The sequence below is a fragment of the Halolamina litorea genome (genome assembly GCF_026616205.1).
GTDB classification, from domain to species: domain Archaea; phylum Halobacteriota; class Halobacteria; order Halobacteriales; family Haloferacaceae; genus Halolamina; species Halolamina litorea.
This window is the reverse complement of sequence record NZ_JANHGR010000002.1, coordinates 450565-472086: the sequence shown is the minus strand read 5'-3', so window position 1 is coordinate 472086 and position 21522 is coordinate 450565. Positions and strand designations below refer to the sequence as shown.

Here is a 21522-nt window from a genome sequence, read left to right as displayed (position 1 = left end):
CTCAGAGCGTGGCGACGGCGTCGAGGGCGATACTGATGGCGCGCTCGACGTTGTTCTTGGCCTTCTCGGGCAGTTCCTCGTCGTCGGTCGCGCCCTTCTGGGTACCCTTCACGAGGTTGCCGTCGACGGTACAGATGGCGCCGGCGGCCATCCCGCGGCGGCGGGCCAGCGAGAAGACGGCGGCGGCCTCCATCTCGATACAGAGCAGGCCGGCCGCCTCCCAGTCGGCGACGAACTCCTCGCTCTCGTTGTAGAACGCGTCGTCGGAGACGATGGGGCCGACGTGGACGTCCTCGTCGTTGGCCTCGGAGGCGTCGACGAGGTTCGAGAGCACGTCGAAGTCGGGGACGGCGGGGTAGGTCGCGGACTCGTAGCGCTTGCTCGTGCCCTCCTCCTTGGCGGCGCCGGTGGCGACGACCATGTCGCCGATCTCGATGTCCTCCTGCAGCGCGCCCGTCGTCCCCACGCGCAGCACCGTCTCGACGCCGACGTTGTGGAGTTCCTCGATCGCGATGGCCGCGGAGGGGCAGCCGATCCCGGTCGAACAGATCGTCAGCTCGGTCCCCTCGTACTCCGCGTTGACGACCTTGTACTCGCGGTTCTGGGAGACTTCCTCGACGTTCTCACACTGGGCGGCGATGCGGTCGACGCGGCCGGGGTCGCCGGGGATGAGCGCGATCTCGTTCACGTCGCCTTCGCCGACGAGCAGGTGGGGCTGCTTTGCCATACTCCCGATGCCCGCGGCGACGCCAAAAGCGCCGCGGTCCGGGGGCCCCAGCTTTCTTGGGCGACGCTTCCGTTCCGTGGGCCATGTCGGGACGCGAACGGAGCCGGACCCGCGCGCTGCGGGCGTACTTCCGGCCGCGGCTACCGGACCGGGTCGAACGGCTGCTGTTCGACTCGGGCAAACCCGGCCGGGAGAGCGTCGGCGAGCGCCTCGCCGACCGGCTGGCGAGCCTGTTGATCGTCGCCGGCCTGCGACTGCTGGCGATCGCGCTGTTCGTCGACCTCGTCACCCAGCAGTACCTCGCGCTCACCGCGTTCAACGTCGCGCTCACCGCGCCGGTGTTCGGGCTGACGATCTACCAGTTCTTCAGCGACGACACGGACCACGCGATGTTCGACGGGGGGCTCCGGGCGCGCCTGCGCCGGATGCGCCGGGACCGTGAGTGGTACAGCAAGCGCCGGAGCCGCCGGCGCTGAGCGGTTCGCCGTTTCTCAGCCCGTTATCGTGAACAGCAGGAGGTTGTGTGCCCCCGGCCCGAGGCCGACGGCGGCGACGAACGCGAGCAGCAGCCGACCCTCGCGGGGGGAGGCGCGGACCGACTCGGCCAGCAGCCACGTGATCCCGGCGCCCAGAGCCAGTTTCACGACGACGAACAGCCACGTCGCGCCGACGAACTCCGCGGTCGGCAGCGCCGCGCCGATCTCGATGATCGCTCGCGAGAGCGGCGTGCGCTCGGTCGCCCCGAGCAGGTCGATCCCGACCGCCGTCGAGACGGCGTCGACGCTGTGGGCGGTGATCGCCAGCACGCCCGCGGCGCCGGTGTCAGCGACCTCGGGGTACTGACGGCGCACCCCGGCCCAGACCGCCAGCCCGAGCAGAACGCCGAGAACGGCTGCGACGGCGGGCCACGCCGGGGCGAAGACGCCCTCGGAGCGGCCCCAACTGAGACCGACGGCGAGCGACCCCGCGGCGACGACGGCGCCCGCGCCGGCGAAGGTGCGCTCGGTCGGCAGGCCCGTCGCGGCGACGGCGAGCCAGACCGCGCCGGCGAGGACGGCGGTAGTGACGTACGCGGCGGGAGTGCCGAGCAGCGGGTCGACGACGGCCGGCACGGCGCCGACGACGTGGAGGACGTGGAGCCACGCGCCCGCTAGCATCCACGGGACGAGCGCGAGCACGAGCCGATCGGTGACCGCCGGGTCTCGCCGACGGAGGCCGACGGCGACGGCGCCGCCCGCGAGGACGAGCGCGAGCAGGTACGGGAGCGGCGGCAGCGCGAAGCCGGCGGGGAGCAACGCCATGCTACCCGCGGGGGGCGGTGAGGCGGAAAGGCTTACGGAGCGGCCGGGCGCCCACGGACCATGGCGCGGTTCGAGAGTCCGGCCGTCGCGGTCGCGTACTTCCTGTTCGCCGGGATGGGTGTCGTCGCGCTCCTCGTCACCGCCGGACAGGTGAGCGAGGCGGCCGTCCAGCGGGTCGTGCTCCCGCCGGTGCTCCTCGCCCTCGTCGCCGTCGCAGGCTGGGAGTATCGGCGACGGCGTCGGGGTGATGGGGGCGACGAGGGCGACGACGACGCGTAGCGGCGGTGTTTTCACTCCGGCCCACCCAGCCCGGGCTATGAACCGAGACGACCTCGCCGCCCACATCGACCACACCGTCCTCGGCCCGGAGACGACACTCGGAGACACCGAACGCGTCCTCGACGAGGCCGCCGAACACGGCATGAACGCCTGCATCCCGCCGTGCTACGTCGCCGAGGCCGCCGAGTACGCCCCCGACGTGACGCTGGCGACGGTGATCGGGTTCCCCCACGGCCAGCACGCCGCCGCCGCCAAGCGCGAGGAGGCGGTCATCGCCGACGAGGCGGGCGCCGACGAACTCGACGTTGTCGTCAACGTCGGCCGGCTCAAGGCGGGCGATATCGACGCCGTCGGGGAGGATTTGGCGGGCGTCGTCGCCGCCACGCCCCTGCCGGTGAAGGTCATCATCGAGACGGCCCTGCTCACCGACGAGGAGAAACACGCCGCCTGCGCGGCCGCCGAATCGGCGGGCGCGGACATGGTCAAAACCTCGACGGGGTTCGCCGACGGGGGCGCCGAAGTCGCCGACGTGGAGCTGATGAGCGAGTACCTCCCGGTGAAGGCCTCCGGCGGCGTCGGGAGCTACGAGGACGCGATGGCGATGATCGAGGCCGGCGCCGAGCGGATCGGCGCGAGTTCGGGCGTCGAGATCCTGAGCGGCGCGCCCGACGCCTAACTGCTGGCCCGAGTCCCCTAACTCTCCCGCGACCGCGGATCGAGCCACGCACTCGAGAGGTCACAGACGATGCTGCCGCCGATGCCGACGACGACCAGCACCATCGTCGTCCCGAGGATCAGCGGGATGTCGTTCTCCGAGACCGCACGGTAGGTGAGCCACCCGACCCCGTCGATGCCGAGCAGTTCCTCGATCACCACGACCGAGAGCACGAGGATCGAGAACAGTTCGGCGGCGGTCATCGAGAGCACCGGCACGAGCACGTTCCGGAGCACCCGGCGGTCGATCCCGCGTTCTGAGAGCCCCTTCGCCCGGAGGTAGCGCACGTAGTCGGCGTCGAACTCGTCGATGCTGCGCGAGCGGGTCAGACTGACCTGTCCCGCCAGCAGCGCCGCGGCGACCACGCCCGCGGGGACGACGACTTCACGGAGGAGCGCCGAACCGCCGCCGACGGCGACGAGCGCGACAGCCGCGAGCCAGAACCCCGGCAGCCCGAACAGGACGTACGTGAGGACCCGACCCACCCGGTCGAAGCGGCTGCCCCGGTTCCGGGCCGACCGGATGCCGGCGGCGATGCCGGAGACCCACGCGACCAGCGCGCCGGGGACGAGGTACGCCGCGGTCCGGAGGCTGGCGTCAGCGACCAACCGCGTCACCGGCTCACCCATGCTGACGGAGAGGCCCCAGCGAAAGAGCGTGACGTTGACCAGCCAGTCGAGGTAGCGCGTCAGCAGCGGCTGGTTCCGGCCGCGGGCGGCCAGATACGTCTCCCGCATCTGGTCCATCTCGGCGGGGGTGGCGCCGGACCAGAGCGCGGTGCCGAGCATCCCCCGGAGGTTCGTGTCCGGGGTGAACACCACGACGAGGAACGTCAGCGAGATCACGAGGTACACCGCGACGACGGCGAAGCCGAAGCGGGCGACCAGGCGCGAGCGGAGGCTCATCTGTCCGAAGGAGGGTGGTGGAGGGATCGTTCGGGGACGGACACGCCTAGTGGCAGTGGACGAGTCGTGATAAACGTTGCCGGGCGTCAAGGTTTATATCGTCCCGGCCGGACCTGCGTAGCGTCCCATGGTCCCCGCAGTGGACTGGCGGCGCCGCCGGATCGAGCTCTCCGCCGTCGTGATGGCGGCCGTCGCGGTCTCCGCCCTCTACGACCTCCGCATCGACGACGGCTACACCGTCGGTACGTGGCTCGCGACGCCGCTCGACTGGCTGTTCATCGCCGCGAACGTCGTCTTGCTGTTCTACGGCGTGCTCCCGATCATCGAGGACCGGGAGCGGGCAGCGACGCTCTGGGAGCGCTTCCAGGCCAAACCGGAGGCGATCCTCGGGGCGGGCTGGCTCGCCGCCGTCTACCTGCTCGGCACCGTCGGGCTCCTGCTCGTGCCGGCGCCGACGCTCGACTTCCTCAACGGGAACCAACCCCCGGTCTGGGGGACCATCCCGGTCGAGGAGCTCCCCCACTACTGTGGCGGCCGGGTCGTCGACGGCCTCTGTCACGGGACGTGGCAGTACCCCCTCGGCACCGACGTGAACGGCTACGACATGGGGATACTGCTGTTGCAGGGCCTGCACGTCACGCTCTACGTGGCGGTCATCTCGCTGGCGTTGATCGTCCCGCTGGCGCTGGTGGTCGGCACCGTCTCGGGCTACCACGGCGGGCTGGTCGACGACCTCTCGATGCGCGCCGTCGAGGTACAGGACGCGGTGCCGCCGCTGGTGATGTACCTGCTGGTCATCTGGATCACCGGCGAGTCGCTGCTCGTGATCGTCCTCCTCTTTGGCTTCCTCGGCTGGGGCGGCGCCGCCCGGGTCGTCCGGAGCGAGGCTCGTCGGCTCCGGGACGCCGAGTTCGTCCAAGCCGCCGAAGTGCTCGGCGGCGGCGACCGCCACGTCCTGCGGAAACACGTCCTCCCCGCGGTCTCGGTCGTCGCCATCCCGACGGCGACCCAGCAGGTACCGGTGTTGCTGCTGACGGAGGCCGGACTGGCGTTCCTGGGGCTGGAGGCGTTCGACCTCCAGTCGCTCGGGAACGTGATCGCTCGCGGCATGGGTGGGGAGGTGCCGATGACCGCGAAGTGGTGGGTCTCGGTGTTCCCGGCGGCCGTCCTGGCGGCGACGGTGGTGTCGTTCAAACTGGTCGGCGACGCGCTGGTGGAGGCGCTCGACCCACGGCTCGGATAACGCTCGCCGGCTCAGGACCGTCCTACGGCCGGGTCTGCCGGCGGACAGCGGTTCTGATCTAGTCGGTGTCTAACGAAGCACACCCTCCGCTTGCCCGTGGTATGGCCACGTCGACCACGCCGTTCGAGGCCGAAGAGTACGCGGTCCGGCTGTACGCCCCCAGCGACTTCGAGGACGTCCGGTCGCTCTACGAGGCCGTCTTCGACAAAACGCGGAGTCGCGAGTGGTTCGAGTGGCGGTACGACACGCCGTACGTCGACGACCCGCAGGTGATCGTCGCCGAGCGTGCGGGGACCGTCGTCGGGGCGGAGCCGTTCATCACGTTCCGCGTCGAGACGGGCGCGGGTACCGAACTCGCGGTCCAGCCGGCCGACGCGATGGTCCACCCCGACCACCGCCGGCAGGGGCTGCTCACCCGCATGACCGAGTTCGCCCTCGACTACTACGCCGCGCGGGCGCCGGCGTTCGTGTTCAACTTCCCGAACCAGCAGGCCGTCGACGCCTACCGGAAGCTCGGGTGGCGGGAGGTGCCGGCGGTGACGACGGAGTTCCGGGTCCAGAACCCCGGCCGGTTCCTCCCCACGGGCCACTCGAGCGTCGGTCGAGCGGTCGAGTCGGGAGCGCGGACGGTTTCGAGTGCGCTCTACGCCCCCTTCGAGTACCGCGGCGATCGCGAGGGGATCACCGTCGACAGACACGACGAGGTCCCGGGGGCGACGCTCGCGGCGCTGTACGAGCGCGACGTTCCGACCGGCCTCCACGCCCGACGTGACGCGGGCTTCTTCGAGTGGCGACTGGGCAACCCGAACTGGTCGGCCACCACGTACGTCGCCAGCCGCGACGGCGACCCGGTTGCGGCCATCGTCGCCGTGACCGAGGGGACCAACGGCTGTACGTTCACGAAGGTGATGGAGGCGCTCCCGATGGGGGGTGCCAGCGTCGAGGGCGAACTGGGACGGCTCCTCGCCGAGGTCTGTCACGACCACGGGGAGTCGGACGTGATCAAGATGGCCCACGGAACCGTGCCGCGGTCCGTCTCACGCTCCCTCGGCTTCCTCAGGGGTGATCGACCGCCGCTGAGGTGGGCGACCAGCGCCTCGACGATGGTGGTCAGACCGCTCGACGCCGACGGCGAAGAGTGGACAGTCGGCGGGCGGGAGCTCACCGACTGGGAGGACTGGGAGATCACCTACAGCGAGCAGGACACCGCCTACTGAGCAGGTGCCACCGCGAGGGGCGCGGGAACGCGGAACCGTCGCCCTTTTGCGCGCCGCTCGCCGAACGTCGATATGGCCCGTTACCACATCGAGACGTACGGCTGTACGTCCAATCGGGGTGAGAGTCGGTCGATCGAGAGCGCGCTGCGCGACGCCGGCCACTACCGCGTCGACGGGCCGAAGAAAGCGGACGTGTCCATCCTCAACTCCTGTACGGTCGTCGAGAAGACCGAGCGCAACATGCTCCGGCGCGCCGAGGAACTCGACGAGCAGACCGCGGACCTGATCGTCACCGGCTGCATGGCGCTGGCCCAGAGCGAGGAGTTCGAGAACGCCGACCTCGACGCCCAAGTGCTCCACTGGGACGACGTACCAAGCGCCGTCACCAACGGCGAGTGCCCGACGCCCGGCCCCGGCGTCGAACCCGTCCTCGACGGCGTCGTCGGCATCCTCCCCATCGCTCGGGGCTGTATGAGCAACTGTTCGTACTGCATCACCAAGCAGGCGACCGGCCGCATCGACTCCCCCTCCATCGAGGAGAACGTCGAGAAGGCCCGCGCGCTGATCCACGCCGGCGCCAAGGAACTCCGCGTCACGGGGCAGGACACCGGCGTCTACGGCTGGGACGACGGCGAGCGCGACCTGCCGGAACTGCTCGACCGAATCTGTGGCATCGACGGCGAGTTCCGGGTCCGCGTGGGCATGGCCAACCCCGGCGGCGTCCACGGCATCCGCGAGGAACTGGCCGACGTGTTCGCCGAGAACGAGAAGCTCTACGCGTTCCTCCACGCGCCGGTCCAGTCCGGCAGCGACACCGTGCTCGAAGACATGCGCCGCCAACACCGCGTCGACAAGTTCCTCGACATCGTCGAGACGTTCGACGACACGCTCGACCACTGGACGCTCTCGACGGACTTCATCGTCGGCTTCCCGACCGAGACGGAGGCCGACCACGAGCAGTCGATGGCGCTGTTCCGCGAGGTCCGCCCGGAGAAGGTCAACGTCACCCGCTTCTCGAAGCGCCCCGGCACCGACGCCGCGGAGATGAAGGGCCTCGGCGGCCAGACGAAGAAGGACCGCTCGAAGGCCATGAGCGAACTCAAGCGGGAAGTCGTCGCCGAGGCCTACGAGGAACTGGTCGGCACGACCCGCGAGGTGCTGGTCGTCGAGGAGGGGACCGGCGACTCGGTGAAGTGCCGCGACCCGGCGTACCGTCAGATCGTCGTCCAGAACGCCAGCGAACACGGCCTCGAACCCGGCGACTTCGCCGAGGTCGAGGTCACGAGCCACCAGACCGTCTACGCGTTCGGAACGCCGGTCTGAGGCCCGGACGCCGCTACCGCCCCCACAAGGCTTGTTACGGTCGCGGCCCGGTTTTCCGGGTGATGCCCTCCAGCAGACGACGCTTTATCGCGAGTAGCTTCGGCCTCGCCGCCGCGCTGGCGAGCGCCGGCTGTATCAGCGACGGCCCCGGAACCGACGGCGAATCGCCCGACGGCTCGGAACCCCCGCAGGGGTCGCCCGACACAACCCCGACGCCGGCTCCCGAGTCTGCCCAGCGAAGCGTCGGCGGTGCGAGCGTCGCCGTCACCGACATCGTCGCCGAGAAGGCCGTCACCTACGAGTCGGTCATGGGCTCCGGCGGCGTCGTCGCCCCCGAGGGACGGCAGTTCGTCGTCGCCTCGGTCCGGAGCGACGCCGAACTGGAGATGGATCAGTTCTCCCTCGACGCCGGCGGGGAGTCGTGGGCCGCGGTCGACCCGGGTGACCACGGCGCGCGGAACTACTCGGTCGCCGGCCACGAGGGCGGCGTCGTCGGCGAGCCAGCAACGGGCGGGAGCGACACGAAGCGCTACGTCGTCTTCGAACTCGACTCGCCGCTGGAAACGGAGGAGGCCCGGATCGTCCTTGACCACGGCAGCGAGACCGCGGAGTGGGCGCTTCCTGACGCGGCCCGCGAGCGCCTCGCGGCGCCGTCGCCGTCGTTCGACCTCAACTCCCTCTCGGTTCCCGGGTCCGTCCAGCAGGGTGAGCCGCTTCCCGTGGAACTGACGGTCACGAACACCGGTGAGGTCGACGGCCGGTTCCTCGCGGCGGCCCACTGGCCGACCCACCGTATCGCCGACGACGACGAGTCCCACCTGATCGACGAGTCCGTCGCCGCCGGCGACTCGGTCACGGCGTCGCTCTCTATCGACACCGAGTACACCGCGGCAGAGGAGAGCCCGATCACCCTCGGCGTCGAGGGCCACGTCGAGGCCGATCGGGAGGTCGTCCTCGACGGGGGGACCGAGACCCCACAGTAGGGAGAGACCGTCAGATCGACTCGAAGTACTCCCCGTGGAAGCCAAAGGGGACGGCGTGGGGCAGCGGCGCCCGCGCCAGTTCGTCGAGGTCGCCGTCCAGCACCACCAGCAGCGACCGCTCGGCGTCGGCGTCCAGACAGAGCGAGAGCACGACGCCGTCCTTCTCGGCCTCGCCGTCGGGGTGGGGGACGAAGATCGGTTCGCCGGAGAATACGCCCGACTCCTCCCAGCGGCGGGCGACGCCGGAGTCGTCGTCGGCCCCCGCACCCTCGGCGTCGGCCACGTCGACGCGGACGAGCGCGTTGCCGTCGTCCATGTCGGTCGACTGGGCGAAGACGTGCTCGTACTCGCGGGTGTGAACGTCGGGGGAGAACCGGGGCATCTCCACGTCGTCCGCGAGCGTCGACACCGCGGCGCCGGCGTCGGAGAGCGGGAGCCGGTACCGCCGGAGTTCGCCCGAGGGGAAGCCCCCCTCCCCGCCCCGGAGCGCGTCCATCGAGAGGTCCGATATCGCGCGGTCGTCCTCGTACGCCACCAGATCGACGACGACGGCGCCGTCGCGCTCGAAGGCGTTGGCGGTGTGGAAGGTGAAGAACGGGTCCGTGGTGAGCTCCTCGATCAGTTCACCCGAGTCACGCCGGAACACCAGAAAGCGCGTGCCGCGTTCGGGCTGCCAGTCGTAGTTGTCGATGAACCCGCCGGAGCCGGGCAGGAGGAACTTCGCCGGGTGGGTGTTCAGCGGCGGCTCGATCAGGACGGCGTGATCGGGCGTCAGCGCGAAGCTGTGCATGTACGCCGGGCGGTCGACGGTGGTGCTGCCGACGCGCTCGCGGCGGGTCGTCCCCTCGGGAATCCGGAAGAGGACGTACTCGTTCTGCCGACCGAACCGGGTGAAGTAGCCCCAGTGGGAGCCGCTTTCCGGGTCCTGTCGGAGGTGCGCTGTGACGTGGTGGGCGGTCAGGTCGTCCTCGTAGCTGAGGGAGCCTTCGCCCTCCAGCGTGTCGGGGTCGATCCGGAGCCAGTTCGGCGTCTCGGTGAGTGCGGCGAGGCCGCCGCCGATACGGGCGACGTGGACGTTCGCGTTGTCGGTCGAGTCGCCGGCGAGCAGCGACTTGACCCGGGAGAGGTAGCCGTCGGTCGAGGAGAACTGCCCCGCGAAGCTCCCGTCCTCGACGGCCACGCGGTAGGCACCGGTCCGGGGGAAGTGATTAGTGTAGCTGACCGAGCCGTCGTCGAACGCGAAGCGCGTGAGGTGGGCGAGACCGTCGAACCAGTGGTCCGCCTCGGCGTCGCCGACGGTCCAGCGCGCCGGGCCGTTCCGGTAGAGCGAGCCGTCGAGCCAACCCGGGAGTTCCCCATCGACCGGGAGGTCGTGGTCCCGCAGCTCCTCGGTCAGGTCCTGAAAGCCCGCGGCGTAGCCGGTCATAGCGGCTTTTGGGGAACGGACGGGAATAAGCGCTCGCCCGGTCAGTCGACGCGTTCGTCGCGCCAGCGGTCGTCACCCTCCTTCCACTCGCCCAACTCCTTCGGGTCGACGTGGACGAAGGCGTCGTCGACTTCCTTCAGCCCCCGGATGGACTCGACGATCTCGGTCTCGATATCGTGGGCCTCGCGCACGGTCATGTCGCCCTCCACCTCGATGTGGAGGCTCACGTCGACCTCGGGGCCGACGTAGTGGGCGACCACGTCGTGTGCGCCCCGGACTTCGGGGTGTGAGAGCGCTATCTCGATGATCTCCACCCGGAGGTCCTCGGGCGGCGCGGCGCCGACGAGGTAGCCGACGTTGTCCCGGACGATGTCGACGCCGGTGAGGAGAACGCCGCCGGCGACGACCAGCGCGGCGATGGGGTCGAGGACCGGGTAGCCGACCGCGGCGCCGCCGGCACCGATCAGGGCCGCAAGGGCGGTCAACACGTCGGTGCGGTTGTCCTTCGCGGCGGCGACGAGCGCCGGTGAACCGTGGTTCTCGCCGGCGCGGAGGCAGTACCGGTAGAGGGCGAACTTGGCGGCGGCGCCGCCCCCGAGGACAACGGCCGCGAGCGGCGGGACAGCGGCGTAACTCCCCGACAACAGCGAACTGACGCCGGACCACGCCACCCCAACGCCGGCCGCGAGCACCCCGGCGGCGACGAACAGCGAGACGAACGGTTCGATCCGCTCGTGGCCGTGGGGATGCTCGAAGTCCGGCGGCTGTGTTGTCAGGTAGAGTCCGGCGACGACGACGGCGCTGTAGATCGCGTCGGCCCCGCTGTTGACGGCCTCGCTGGCGAGCGCGAGACTCCCCGTATCCAGCCACACCGCGCCCTTGACCAGCGCCAGCCCGAGGTTGGCGGCGAGGACGACGACGCCCACCCGACGGACCGCGCGTTTGCGCTCCATTCGACCCAACCGGGGGCTCGGTCGTACTTGAATGACCTCCTTCAGTCCGGATGAACTGTCACACAGTTGTGAATCCCGCGTGATACCGGCAGTAATTTGTGGGCGGACTCTGGCGAGTGAGAGCATGGCACAACGAGAGACGTGGACAACTCGGGCGGGGTTTATCCTCGCCGCGGTCGGTAGCGCCGTCGGATTGGGCAACATCTGGCAGTTCCCGTTCAAGACCTCGACCAACGGGGGGGCGGCGTTCGTGCTCGTCTACCTGGTCGCGGCGGCCCTGATCGGCCTGCCCACGATCCTGGGCGAGTTCGCCATCGGACGGCGGGCGAAGCTCAACGCCGTCGAAGCGTTCGAGAAACTCGACCACCCGGCGTGGACCGTCGTCGGCGGACTGGGGCTGTTCACCGGGCTGTGGATCCTGTCGTACTACAGCGTCGTCGGCGGCTGGGTGATCCGCTACACGATCGGCAGCCTGACCGGCGGCTACTTCGGCGGCACGGGCGCGTACTTCGGCGCCGTCTCGACGGGCTGGGAGGCCATCGCCTTCCACGGGCTGTTCATGGCTGTAACCGCCGGGATCGTCGCTTTCGGCATCGAGGACGGCATCGAGAAGGCGACCAAGCTGATGGTCCCCTCCGTCGTCGTGATGCTGCTCGGGCTGGCGGTCTACGCGTTCACCCTCGACGGCAGCGGCCCAGCCTACGGCTACTACCTCTCGCCGGACCTGGGCTACCTCGCGAACAACCTCGGCTCCGTGATCCCGTTCGCGGTCAGTCAGGCGTTCTTCTCGCTCTCGCTCGGTATGGGCGCGATGATCACCTACGCCTCCTACCTCGGCGAGGACGAGAGCCTGCCCGCGGACGGCGGCCTCGTCGTCGGCCTCAACACCGCGGTCGGCGTGCTCGCGGGGCTGGTCGTCATCCCGCTGCTGTTCGTCCAGTTCGGGGAGGTGCCCGAGGCCGCCGCCGGTGGCGGCCCCGGCGCGCTGTTCGTCTCGGTCGCGCAGGCGTTCACCGAACTCGGCATGGCCGGGCGAGTCCTCGGCGCCCTGTTCTTCTTCGTCGTCCTGATCGCCGCCATCTCCTCGGCGATCAGCCTGCTCGAAGTGGTCACGTCCTACTGCGTCGATAAGTACCAGTGGGGCCGCATGCCGACCGCCTTCGGCTTCGGCGGCGCGCTGTTCCTGCTCGGCACGCTCGCCGCGTGGGACACGGCGTGGCTGGGCTGGTTCGACACGCTCGCCTACAGCGTCCTCCTGCCGGCGTCGGTGCTGCTCGGCGTCATCTTCGTCGGCTGGGTGTACGGTCCGGAGGCGATCGACGAGATCCAGCAGGGCAGTAACGCGGACGCCGGCTACGCCCGCCTCTGGGTCTGGTGGCTCCGCACGGTCGTGTTCGTCGGCGTGTTCGTGACGCTCTACCTCGGCGTCACCTCGATCTACGCGTCGCCGGGGCTGCCGTTCCTCTAGTCGAATCGCAGCCGAACCGCGTCGCCGTTTTCACCGTTTTCCGCCGCCGCCAGTCCCGCGAACGACTCGTGGAGCTTCTCGTAGCTGGCCTCCAGCCCCTCGACGATCACCTTCGTGTCCGAAACGATCGGCATGAAGTTCGTGTCGCCGTTCCAGCGCGGGATCAGGTGGGTGTGGAGGTGGTCGTCGATCGACCCGCCGGCGGCGTCGCCGCCGAGGTTCTCGCCGGCGTTGATCCCGTGGGGGTCGAAGGCGTCGCCGAGGGCGTCGATAGTCGCGGTTTTGAGCTTCGCGTGGTCGAGCAGTTCGGCGTCGCCGAGGTCGGCCCACTCGCCGGTGTGCTGGAGGGGAATGACCATGACGTGGCCCGGCGCGTAGGGGGCGTTGTTGAGGATCACGAACGAGTGCTCGCTGCGGGCGACGATTCGGCTCTCCCGGTCGTCGTCGCGTTCGGGCAACACACAGAACGGGCAGCCGTCGATGGTGTCCTCGTCGGGGTCGCGCTCGACCCAGTCGATCCGCCACGGGGCGAACAGCTGATCCATACCGGGGGCTTGGACGGCGGCGGGTTAGGTGGGTCGGTCGCCGATGGCCGTGCCGGCGGCCGGCGACGGCGTCAGCGGTGGTGCCGGGTCAGGGCCAGAGGCCGCGGGTCTCGTGGGCCTCGGCGATCCGTTCGAGCGCGACGATGTACGCGGCGTCGCGCCACGACACGTCGTACTCCTCGCGGCGGTCGCGGACCGTCTCCCACGCCGAGACCATCTCGGACTCGAGTTCCCGGTTGACCCGTTCGAGCGACCACGCGCGGCGGTTGATGTCCTGCAGCCACTCGAAGTAGCTCACGGTGACGCCGCCGGCGTTGGCGAGGATGTCCGGGACGACGGGGATGCCGCGCTCCTCGAGCATCTCGCCGGCGGTGCTGGTCGTCGGCCCGTTGGCACCCTCGACGACCACATCGGCTCGCACGGCGTCGGCGTTCTCGGCGGTGATGACGTTCCCGATGGCGGCGGGGACGAGCACGTCCACGTCGAGTTCGAGCAGTTCCTCGTTGGTGACCTGCTCGGGCGCCGGGTGTTTCAGGACGGCCTCGGGCTCCTCGCGGTGGCTGGGGATCGAGGACGTGTCCAGCCCGTTCGGGTCGTGGATGCCGCCGTTCACGTCGCTGACGGCGACGACGTTGGCGCCCCATTCGTCGAGCAGGCGCGCCGCGTTGGCGCCGACGCTGCCGTAGCCCTGAATCGCGACGGACGTGTCCGAGAGGGGCATGTCGTAGTACTCGGCGGCCTCGCGGGTGATGATGGCGACGCTCCGGCCGGGCGCCTCGTCGCGGCCCTTGCTGCCGCCGACGACCGGCGGCTTCCCGGTGACGACGCCGGGAGTCGTCTCACCCTCCTGCATCGAGTAGGCGTCCATCAGCCACGCCATCGTCTGCGGGCTGGTGCCCATGTCGGGGGCGGGGATGTCCTTGTTCGGCCCGATGGCGTCACGGAGTTCCTCGGCAAACCGACGGGTCAGGCGCTCGCTCTCGGCCTCGCTGAGTTCCTTGGGGTTGACGGCGATGCCGCCCTTGGCGCCACCGAAAGGCAGGTCCATCACGGCGCACTTCCACGTCATCCACATCCCGAGCCCGACACACTCGTCGCGGGTGACTTCCGGGTGGTAGCGTAGGCCGCCCTTGTGCGGGCCGCGGACGCTGTCGTGCTGGGCGCGGTAGCCCGTGAACACGTCGACGGAGCCGTCGTCGCGCTCGATGGGCACCGTCACCTCGTGGACCTTCTTGGGGTGTTCGAGCCGCTCGACGACGTTCGGGTCGATGTCGATGTGGGCGGCCGCGCTGTGGAGCTGGCGCTTTGCGGTCTCGAGTGCGGACTCGTGTTCCGCGTTCGTCGATTCTTCCTCGGTCGTCGTCTCGGTGGGTTCCGTTGTAGAGCTCATGGGTATCCGTGTTCGTCAGTCGGTTCACACGGCCGCGCTCGGTCGGACGGCGGCGTGGCGGCGATCCGGGTGCGGGAGCGTCCCGGCCGAGGGACGGCCCCTGTGGGTCGTCGGGAATATTTGTGCCAATCGATCATGCGGGTGTACAGTTAGCTTGTTCGTTCCACGACGGCGACAGGTACGGGATGGCACACCAAGCGCGGGTCCGCGGCGACGAACGAGCCGACACCGTCCGGAACGGCCGTCCAGTACGCCGGCGTTCCGGGGCCGGAGGCGGCTCCCGGCCGGCCGTCCGACGCCGCCACCGGTGGGTTTAATCGCCGACTGGCCGAAGCCGCAGGCGTCATGACGAAAGTCAGCGTAGTCGGTGCGGCCGGGACCGTCGGCGCCGCGGCGGGCTACAACCTCGCGCTTCGGGATATCGTGGACGAACTGGTGTACGTCGACATCCCCGAACAGGAGGACGTGACCGTCGGGCAGGCTGCCGACGCGAACCACGGCGTCGCCTACGACTCGAACACGACCGTCCGGCAGGGCACCTACGCGGACACCGCCGGCTCGGACGTGGTGATCATCACCGCCGGCATCCCCCGCAAGCCCGGACAGACCCGGATCGACCTCGCGGAGGACAACGCGCCGATCATGGCGGACATCGGCGCCTCGCTGGCCGAACACAACGACGACTTCGTCTCCATCACCACCTCCAACCCCGTGGACCTGCTCAACCGCCACCTCTACGAGGCGGGTGACCGCGACCGGAACAAGGTGATCGGCTTCGGGGGCCGACTCGACTCCGCGCGCTTCCGCTACGTACTCTCCGAACGCTTCGACACGCAGGTCGGTAACGTCGAAGCGACCATCCTCGGCGAGCACGGCGACGCACAGGTGCCGGTGTTCTCGAAGGTCCGCGTCGACGGCCGCGACCCCGATTTCACCGACGACGAACGCGAGGAGATCCTCGGCGACCTCCAGCAGTCGGCGATGGACGTGATCGAACGCAAGGGTGCCACCGAGTGGGGGCCCGCGACCGGCGTCGCCCACATGGCCGAGGCGGTCATCCGCGACACCGGCGAGGTGCTCCCCGGCAGCGTCGTCCTCGACGGCGAGTTCGGCCACGAGGACACCGCCTTCGGCGTCCCCGTCAAACTCGGCGCCGACGGCGTCGAGGAGGTCGTCGAGTGGGAACTCTCGGCCTACGAGGCGGGCCTGATGGACGAGGCCGCCGAGAAGCTCCGCGACCAGTACGCGAAGATCGAGTAACGGCGCGGCCTCTCAGCTAGCGAACGTTTTTGCCGGCGGCGCTACCAGGTAGGCAGCATGACCGAACGGTTCCCCGTCCCCGAGACGCTCGAACGCCGACGGATCGGCGTCTTCCTCCTCGTCACGTTCGGCGTCTCGTGGGCGACCGCGCTGGCCATCTGGCTCACGGGCGGGCTGACCGACAGCCCCGAGATCGCTCAGGGGTTCACCCTCGCGACGGTGCTGCTCCCCACGACGTACATGTTCGGCCCCGCGGTCGGCAACGTCGCCGCGCGGCTGCTGACCGGCGAGGGACGGGCGACCCTCCGAATCAGGCCGGAGTTCGAGGGGACGATGTGGACGTACGTGGCGGCGTGGTTCGCCCCGGCCGGCCTGACGGTCGTCGGCGCCGCGCTCTACTTCGCGGCCTTCCCCGACCAGTTCGACCCGACGATGGCGGCGTTCCGCGAGGGCGTCGCCGGCGTGACGCCGATGGACCCGATGCTGCTCGCGGTCGTGCAGATCGTGTCGGCGCTCACGATCGCGCCGCTGATCAACGCGCTGTTCGCGTTCGGCGAGGAGTTCGGCTGGCGGACGTACCTGCTGCCGAAGCTCTACCCGCTGGGTCGCCGCCGTGCGATCGTCCTCTCCGGCGTGATCTGGGGGGTCTGGCACTGGCCGATAATCGCCATGGGCTACAACTACGGCTTCGGCTACACCGGCTTCCCGTGGACCGGGATGCTCGCCTTCCTCGGCTTCACGGTCGGCGCCGGGGCGTTCCTCGCCGCGCTGACCGAGCGCGAGGGGAGCGTCTGGCCCGCCAGCATCGGCCACGGCGCGATCAACGCCATCGCCGGGGTGGCCACCCTGTTCGTCGCCGGCCAGCCGAACACCCTCCTCGGCCCGACGCCGGTCGGCCTGCTGGCGGCGCTCCCGTGGCTGGTGCTCGCGGTGTGGCTACTGCGGGAGCGCTAACTGTTGGTTGTGAATAAACACTCAGACGTACTGTTTTAGTCTCTGTCTGTTCTGCCGTAGTTTTTTCAAGAGCGCTACCGAAGTAGCACGGGACGATGGTAACACACAGCAATGCACGGTACGTCGACGACGACGACCGCCGGGAGTTCCTCAAGGCCCTCGGCGTCGGCGGCGCCGTCGCGGCCGGCGGGACAGGTCTCGGAGCGGTCCGGGACGCGATGAGCGCGAACGCGGCGAGCGACCTCGCCGCAGTGGGCGAGTCGATCAGGGCCGACCTCACTGGCTCGATCGATGCCGACCTGATCGCGAGCCAGCAGCCCGCAGTCGCCGAGGCGGCGAGTGAGCTCACGGCGGTGCCCGAACGCGGGCTGCCGACGGGCGAGCCGCGCTACGAGTTCGCCGCCGTCGAGGAGGCGGGCCGGCCGATCTACGACCACCTCGTCGAGGTCGGCTTCTTCGAGAGCACCACGGAACACCTGCCCGGGTTCGACCCCGCGTTCCTGCAGTCGGCCGTCGGCGCCTTCGCCGGTTCCGCGGCGCTGGCCGAGCCGCTGTCGGGGATGGGCCTCGACGACGGCGCCGGCGTCGACCTGCTGAGCGAGGTCGTCGCCAACGCCGAGGAACTCAGCGAACACCACTGGATCGCGACCGACGAGATCCCGCGGGCCGAGATCGAGTTCGGCGAGTACATCCCGACGATGACCCGCGGCGCCGCCGGCGGGGCGCTGCTCTGGCTGAAGGACCTCGATCACCACCTGTTCACCCACAAGGTACTGCTGACCGACGAGATCGTCGCCGACGCGACGTGGCACGGGCAGTCGATGGCCGCCGGCTTCCAACTGATGGCCGAGGGGGCCAAGGCCCTCGGCGGCGGCGCCGACGTGAGCGGGAGCGACCTGACGGCGCTGCTCTCGACCGGCTTCGCGGTCCAGGCCATCGCACAGGGCCTGCTCCCGCAGGACGCCTACTGGATCTCCGAGGAGATGCGCGCCGAGCGACGAACCGACCTGCGACGAGCCAGCCACGGGAACTGAGACGATGCACCCAACAGACATCATCCGCTCCGCGGTCGACGACCGCGAGTACGAGGAGGAGGAGGTACCGCCCGAGGAACTGCCCGACGAGAACGTCCGGACGTTCCAGCAGGAGGTGCCCGGCGAGGACGTGACCGACCGGATGCTCCGGGAGGACATCGCGAACCCGAACGGCTGGCTCCACCACAACAAGGGCCACGAGCAGATCGGCTTCGCGCCCGCCTCGCGGATCACCCCCGACAACGTCGGCGACCTGAGCCCCGAGTACAACATCGACGACTACACCGGCAACCAGACCGAGCCGCTGGTCGTCCCGGGCGACCCGCCGGTGCTCTACTACACGCAGGCCAACCCACAGGAGGTCCGCGCGGTCAACGCCCGCACCGGCGAGGAGTACTGGCGCTTCGCCTACGCCAACGACGATACGAAGGGGCTGGCCCACGCGAACCGCGGCGTGTCGGTGTATCAGGACAAGGTGTTCCTCGGCACCCACGACAACAGCCTCGTCGCCATCGACCGCTACACCGGCGAGGAGGTCTGGACGACGAAGACGCTCACCCCCAAACAGAAAGAGGAGATGAGCGTCCCCGAGCGGATGGCGAGCACGCAGGCGCCGGAAGTGTACGACGGCCTCGTGTTCAAGGGGATGACCGGCTACTACGGCGGCTGGGGCGCCTACTCCGCACTCGACGCCGAGACCGGCGAGATCGAGTGGCAGTACGAGGTCATCCCCGAGGACGAGTGGGTCGGGGAGTCCTGGCGCTACGGCGACGCCGCGCCGTGGAACATCTCGGCGATCGACCCCGAGTCGGGCACCATCTTCATCCCGGGGGCCAACCCCGGGCCGATGATGAACGGCGTCGTCCGGCCGGGGCCGAACAAGCACTCGGACTCCGTGATCGCTCTCGACGCCGCGACCGGCGAGGAGAAGTGGACGACCCAGTTGGTCGCCCACGACTGGCACGACTACGACACCTACAACACCCGCGTCGTGGAGATGGAGGTCGACGGCGAGATACAGCGCGTCGTCGAGGCCGTCAACAAGACCGGCTACCTCTACTTCCTCGATATCGAGACCGGCCAACTGATCGAGCGCTCGCGGCCCTACGCCAAGCAGGGCGGCGAGGTCGACTTCATGGGCATCCTGCCGAAGGGCCAGGAGAACGCCGCCACCGTCTGGCCCTCCGACTGGGGCTCGACGGAGTGGACGCCGGACTCCTACAACCCCCAGACCGGGCTGGCCCACATCGCGGCTAACGACACGGTCAAGCGTTACTGGTACGGCGACTACGAGTACGACGAGTCCGTCGCGGAGGTCAACACCGGCGGCGGCCTCGAACTCGTCGACTACGAGGAGTTCCCGGACATCTCGGCGCACCTGGTCGCGATCGACCCCGCCAGCGGCGAGGAGGTCTGGCGCGAGGAGCTCGAACAGGACGAACTCCAGTCCCGTGCCGGCGGCACGACCGCCACCGGGGGCGGCGTCGTCTTCGGGAGTTCGCCGACGGCGAACCTCGTCGCCGTCGACGCCGAGTCCGGCGAGCGCCTCTGGGAGCACAGCGTGGCCGACCCGCCCCGGGGGATTACCGCCGCGCCGGTGTCGTGGGACGACCCCGTCGAAGGGAAACAGTACGTCGCGATCGCGAGCACCGACGGCATTCAGGTGTTCGCGCTCGCCGCCGAGCAGACGACGGAGACCCCGGCCGAAACCGAGGCGCCGACCGAAACGGAACTACCGACTGCCGAACCGACCGAGGCCGACACCGACACGTCGACTGAAGCCGGCACAGACCAGCCCAGCGACGCTGACTCGGAGACGACGAACACGAGTGGCCCCGGCTTCGGCGCCGCCGCCGCCGCGACCGCACTCGGCAGCGCCGCCTTCGCGGCGAAACGGCGACTCGACGAGGAGGAGGACTGAACGAAGAGTCACAGCAGCTATGGGTACGGCGCTCACAGCCCGCGACATGCGACGCCGTGCCCTCCTCGCACGCACCGCTCTCCTGACGACCCCGCTGACCGCGCTCGCCGGCTGTTCGGCGTTCGGTGGTGACGGCACCGACACACCCACCGATGCCCCGAGCGAGAGCGCGACCGACGAGCCGACGGCGTCCCCGAGTCCGTCGCCGTCGCCGACCCCCTCACCGACGGCCACGCCAGCCGCGGCCCGGGCCCCCGGCGACGCGCTGACCGTCGCGGAGCACACCCTCGTGCGGTCGAACGAGGGGAGCGACAGCGAACTGGTCGGCATCGACGTCGTCGTCGAGAACACGAGCGACGCGGCGGTCACGAACGTCGACGTGCTGGCGGAGTTCCGAGACGACGAGGGGACGCTGCTCGGGCAGGCCGAAGCCGACACCGCCAGAATCGGCGCCGGTGGGCGGTGGTCGGTCGAACTGCTGTTCCCCGGAAGTGGCGCCGACGCCCGCGCGGTGGCCGACTATCAGGTCGTCGTTCGGCGGAGCGACTGAGCGGCCGCTCGCTGATCGGCGACGAAAGAAAGGCGAAGACTGGCTCCGGAACGGTCCGACCGTTACTCGTCGGACTCGTTGCGGGTTAGTTCGTACTGGAACCCGATCGTGTTCTCGGGCATGATCTCGACGGTCCACTCGCCCGCGTCGGGCGCGTCGAGTTCGTAGACGTACTGACTGGTCGAGTGTTCGGTCGCGTAGGCGCCGTCCTGCGTGACGCCGGGTTCGTTCTGCGTGCCGAGGTTGACGTAGCCGCGGTCGGTCACCTGCACGCGCTCGGCCTCGATGCGCTCGCCGTCGGGCGAGACGAACGTCACGTCGAAGCTCGCGGCGTCGGCGTTGTCGGCCGTGCGGTAGCTCTGGGGCGAGAGCGACAGGGTCACGTTGTCAGTCCGCTCGGAGACCGTGAACTCGGTCGTGAACGGCTCCTCGGGCTGTTCCCAGACGACGAAGTTGAGGTTGACCTCCTGCCAGTAGCCGCCCTGATCGGGCCGGGCGGGGTCCTGCAGACCCAGGTCGATCGAGGTGTCGTAGCGGCCGCGTTCCGCGTCCTCGTCGGGCGAGATGGTGACGGTCACCGTCGCGGTCTCACCGGGTGCGATCTGGCTCGGCGCGTCGATGTCGATCCAAGACTGGTCGACCTGCTCGGGGCAGCCGGTGCCGTAACAGTGGCCCCGCTGCTCGGCACGCTCGGGGCTGAGCGGGACGGCCTCGCCGCCGGTGTTCTCGATCACGATCTGCTTGGTGACCGAGTCGCCGGCCTCGACCTGCGTGTTGATGTAGGTGTCCGAGAGGACCTTGACGGTCGGCTCCTTCCAGACGTTCACGCTGGTGTAGGCGGCGTGGATCGGACGGGGCGGCATGCCCGCGGCCGGTTGGGTGGTCTGGTTCGTGAACGCGATCTGACCCGTGTATCGAGCGATCTCGGCGTCGTCGGGGACGGAGATGTTCACTTCGAACTCGGCCTCGGCACCGGCGTCGATGCTGTCAGGACCGGAGATGTCGACCCAGGACTCCTGGATCGGGTTGCGCTCGGTCGGCGACGTGAACAGGTGGGGGTTCACGTCGACAGCCTCCTCCTCGCCGTTCTCGACGGTGACGGTGAAGGAACTGCTCTCCCCGGGCTTGATCTCGAGGTAGCTGTCACGCGCGTCGACGTAGAGGCGGGTGAAGTTGGTCTCTGACTGCTCTGCGGCCGTGGTCTGTGCGACTGCGGGGTTGGTCGTCGTGTCCACGGCGGGGCTCGGTGCGACTGCCGCCGCGGCTGGCATGCCGGCCAGCGCGACGAGGAACGCGATCAGGATGACTCGTTTCATGGGTGGCGTCGC

The 21522-nt window shown here is 69.7% G+C and carries 21 protein-coding genes; 13 read left to right on the top strand and 8 right to left on the bottom strand.

Annotation, left to right across the window (positions count from 1 at the left end; translation table 11 throughout):
- Position 1 precedes the first annotated feature (1 nt).
- On the bottom strand, positions 2-727 hold the full coding sequence (locus NO998_RS13375) for a guanosine phosphorylase (RefSeq protein ID WP_267647749.1): 726 nt from the start codon (positions 725-727) through the stop codon (positions 2-4).
- Positions 728-810: 83 nt separating this feature from the next.
- Here NO998_RS13375 and NO998_RS13370 point away from each other — a divergent pair, with 83 nt between their 5' ends.
- Positions 811-1203: a hypothetical protein gene (locus NO998_RS13370; protein WP_267647748.1), complete on the top strand. Its 393-nt coding sequence runs from the start codon at positions 811-813 to the stop codon at positions 1201-1203.
- Between the two features lie 15 nt (positions 1204-1218).
- On the opposite strand, the gene NO998_RS13365 is transcribed toward NO998_RS13370, so the two are convergent.
- On the bottom strand, positions 1219-2028 hold the full coding sequence (locus NO998_RS13365) for a DUF63 family protein (protein ID WP_267647747.1): 810 nt from the start codon (positions 2026-2028) through the stop codon (positions 1219-1221).
- A 60-nt stretch (positions 2029-2088) separates the two neighbouring features.
- Here NO998_RS13365 and NO998_RS13360 point away from each other — a divergent pair, with 60 nt between their 5' ends.
- Together NO998_RS13360 and deoC are read left to right on the top strand one after the other, a co-directional pair.
- Entirely contained in the window at positions 2089-2307 is a 219-nt protein-coding gene (locus NO998_RS13360; protein ID WP_267647746.1) for a hypothetical protein, read from the top strand.
- A gap of 37 nt (positions 2308-2344) precedes the next feature.
- A complete protein-coding gene (deoC, locus tag NO998_RS13355; protein WP_267647744.1) occupies positions 2345-2983 on the top strand; it encodes a deoxyribose-phosphate aldolase in 639 nt (212 codons plus the stop codon).
- A gap of 17 nt (positions 2984-3000) precedes the next feature.
- On the opposite strand, the gene NO998_RS13350 is transcribed toward deoC, so the two are convergent.
- On the bottom strand, positions 3001-3927 hold the full coding sequence (locus NO998_RS13350) for an ABC transporter permease (RefSeq protein WP_267647743.1): 927 nt from the start codon (positions 3925-3927) through the stop codon (positions 3001-3003).
- Positions 3928-4054: 127 nt separating this feature from the next.
- Here NO998_RS13350 and NO998_RS13345 point away from each other — a divergent pair, with 127 nt between their 5' ends.
- The 4 genes from NO998_RS13345 to NO998_RS13330 all read left to right on the top strand — a co-directional run bounded on the left by NO998_RS13345 (position 4055) and on the right by NO998_RS13330 (position 8693).
- Entirely contained in the window at positions 4055-5170 is a 1116-nt protein-coding gene (locus NO998_RS13345) for an ABC transporter permease (RefSeq protein WP_267647742.1), read from the top strand.
- Positions 5171-5271: 101 nt separating this feature from the next.
- Complete coding sequence (locus NO998_RS13340; RefSeq protein WP_267647741.1) at positions 5272-6387, top strand: GNAT family N-acetyltransferase; 1116 nt, start codon at positions 5272-5274, stop codon at positions 6385-6387.
- Between the two features lie 72 nt (positions 6388-6459).
- Entirely contained in the window at positions 6460-7710 is a 1251-nt protein-coding gene (locus tag NO998_RS13335) for a tRNA (N(6)-L-threonylcarbamoyladenosine(37)-C(2))-methylthiotransferase (protein ID WP_267647740.1), read from the top strand.
- A gap of 62 nt (positions 7711-7772) precedes the next feature.
- Positions 7773-8693: a COG1361 family protein gene (locus tag NO998_RS13330; protein ID WP_267647738.1), complete on the top strand. Its 921-nt coding sequence runs from the start codon at positions 7773-7775 to the stop codon at positions 8691-8693.
- Positions 8694-8703: 10 nt separating this feature from the next.
- On the opposite strand, the gene NO998_RS13325 is transcribed toward NO998_RS13330, so the two are convergent.
- Positions 8704-10119, bottom strand: a complete 1416-nt coding sequence (locus NO998_RS13325; RefSeq protein WP_267647737.1) for a carotenoid oxygenase family protein — start codon at positions 10117-10119, stop codon at positions 8704-8706.
- 41 nt (positions 10120-10160) lie between these two features.
- Positions 10161-11072, bottom strand: coding sequence for a cation diffusion facilitator family transporter (locus NO998_RS13320; protein ID WP_267647736.1), 912 nt, complete (start codon positions 11070-11072; stop codon positions 10161-10163).
- 124 nt (positions 11073-11196) lie between these two features.
- Here NO998_RS13320 and NO998_RS13315 point away from each other — a divergent pair, with 124 nt between their 5' ends.
- Entirely contained in the window at positions 11197-12540 is a 1344-nt protein-coding gene (locus NO998_RS13315) for a sodium-dependent transporter (protein WP_267647734.1), read from the top strand.
- On the opposite strand, the gene NO998_RS13310 is transcribed toward NO998_RS13315, so the two are convergent.
- Positions 12537-13085 (bottom strand): HIT family protein, encoded by a 549-nt coding sequence (locus NO998_RS13310; RefSeq protein ID WP_267647733.1) that lies wholly within the window; start codon positions 13083-13085, stop codon positions 12537-12539. The genes NO998_RS13315 and NO998_RS13310 overlap by 4 nt on opposite strands.
- 88 nt (positions 13086-13173) lie before the next feature.
- Positions 13174-14475 (bottom strand): glutamate dehydrogenase GdhB, encoded by a 1302-nt coding sequence (gene gdhB, locus NO998_RS13305; protein WP_267647732.1) that lies wholly within the window; start codon positions 14473-14475, stop codon positions 13174-13176.
- 345 nt (positions 14476-14820) lie between these two features.
- Between gdhB and mdh the strand changes: the two genes are divergently transcribed.
- The 5 genes from mdh to NO998_RS13280 all read left to right on the top strand — a co-directional run bounded on the left by mdh (position 14821) and on the right by NO998_RS13280 (position 20194).
- Positions 14821-15735, top strand: coding sequence for a malate dehydrogenase (gene mdh / locus NO998_RS13300; protein ID WP_267647731.1), 915 nt, complete (start codon positions 14821-14823; stop codon positions 15733-15735).
- 57 nt (positions 15736-15792) lie between these two features.
- A complete protein-coding gene (locus NO998_RS13295; protein WP_267647730.1) occupies positions 15793-16689 on the top strand; it encodes a CPBP family intramembrane glutamic endopeptidase in 897 nt (298 codons plus the stop codon).
- A 95-nt stretch (positions 16690-16784) separates the two neighbouring features.
- The gene (locus tag NO998_RS13290; protein ID WP_267647729.1) at positions 16785-17723 is read left to right on the top strand and encodes a twin-arginine translocation signal domain-containing protein; all 939 of its coding nucleotides are present in this window, start codon (positions 16785-16787) and stop codon (positions 17721-17723) included.
- Positions 17724-17727: 4 nt separating this feature from the next.
- Entirely contained in the window at positions 17728-19644 is a 1917-nt protein-coding gene (locus tag NO998_RS13285; RefSeq protein WP_267647728.1) for an outer membrane protein assembly factor BamB family protein, read from the top strand.
- Positions 19645-19690: 46 nt separating this feature from the next.
- On the top strand, positions 19691-20194 hold the full coding sequence (locus NO998_RS13280) for an FxLYD domain-containing protein (RefSeq protein ID WP_267647727.1): 504 nt from the start codon (positions 19691-19693) through the stop codon (positions 20192-20194).
- Between the two features lie 62 nt (positions 20195-20256).
- Here the strand turns inward: NO998_RS13280 and NO998_RS13275 are convergent, their stop codons facing one another.
- Positions 20257-21510, bottom strand: coding sequence for a COG1470 family protein (locus tag NO998_RS13275; RefSeq protein WP_267647726.1), 1254 nt, complete (start codon positions 21508-21510; stop codon positions 20257-20259).
- Positions 21511-21522 lie beyond the last annotated feature (12 nt).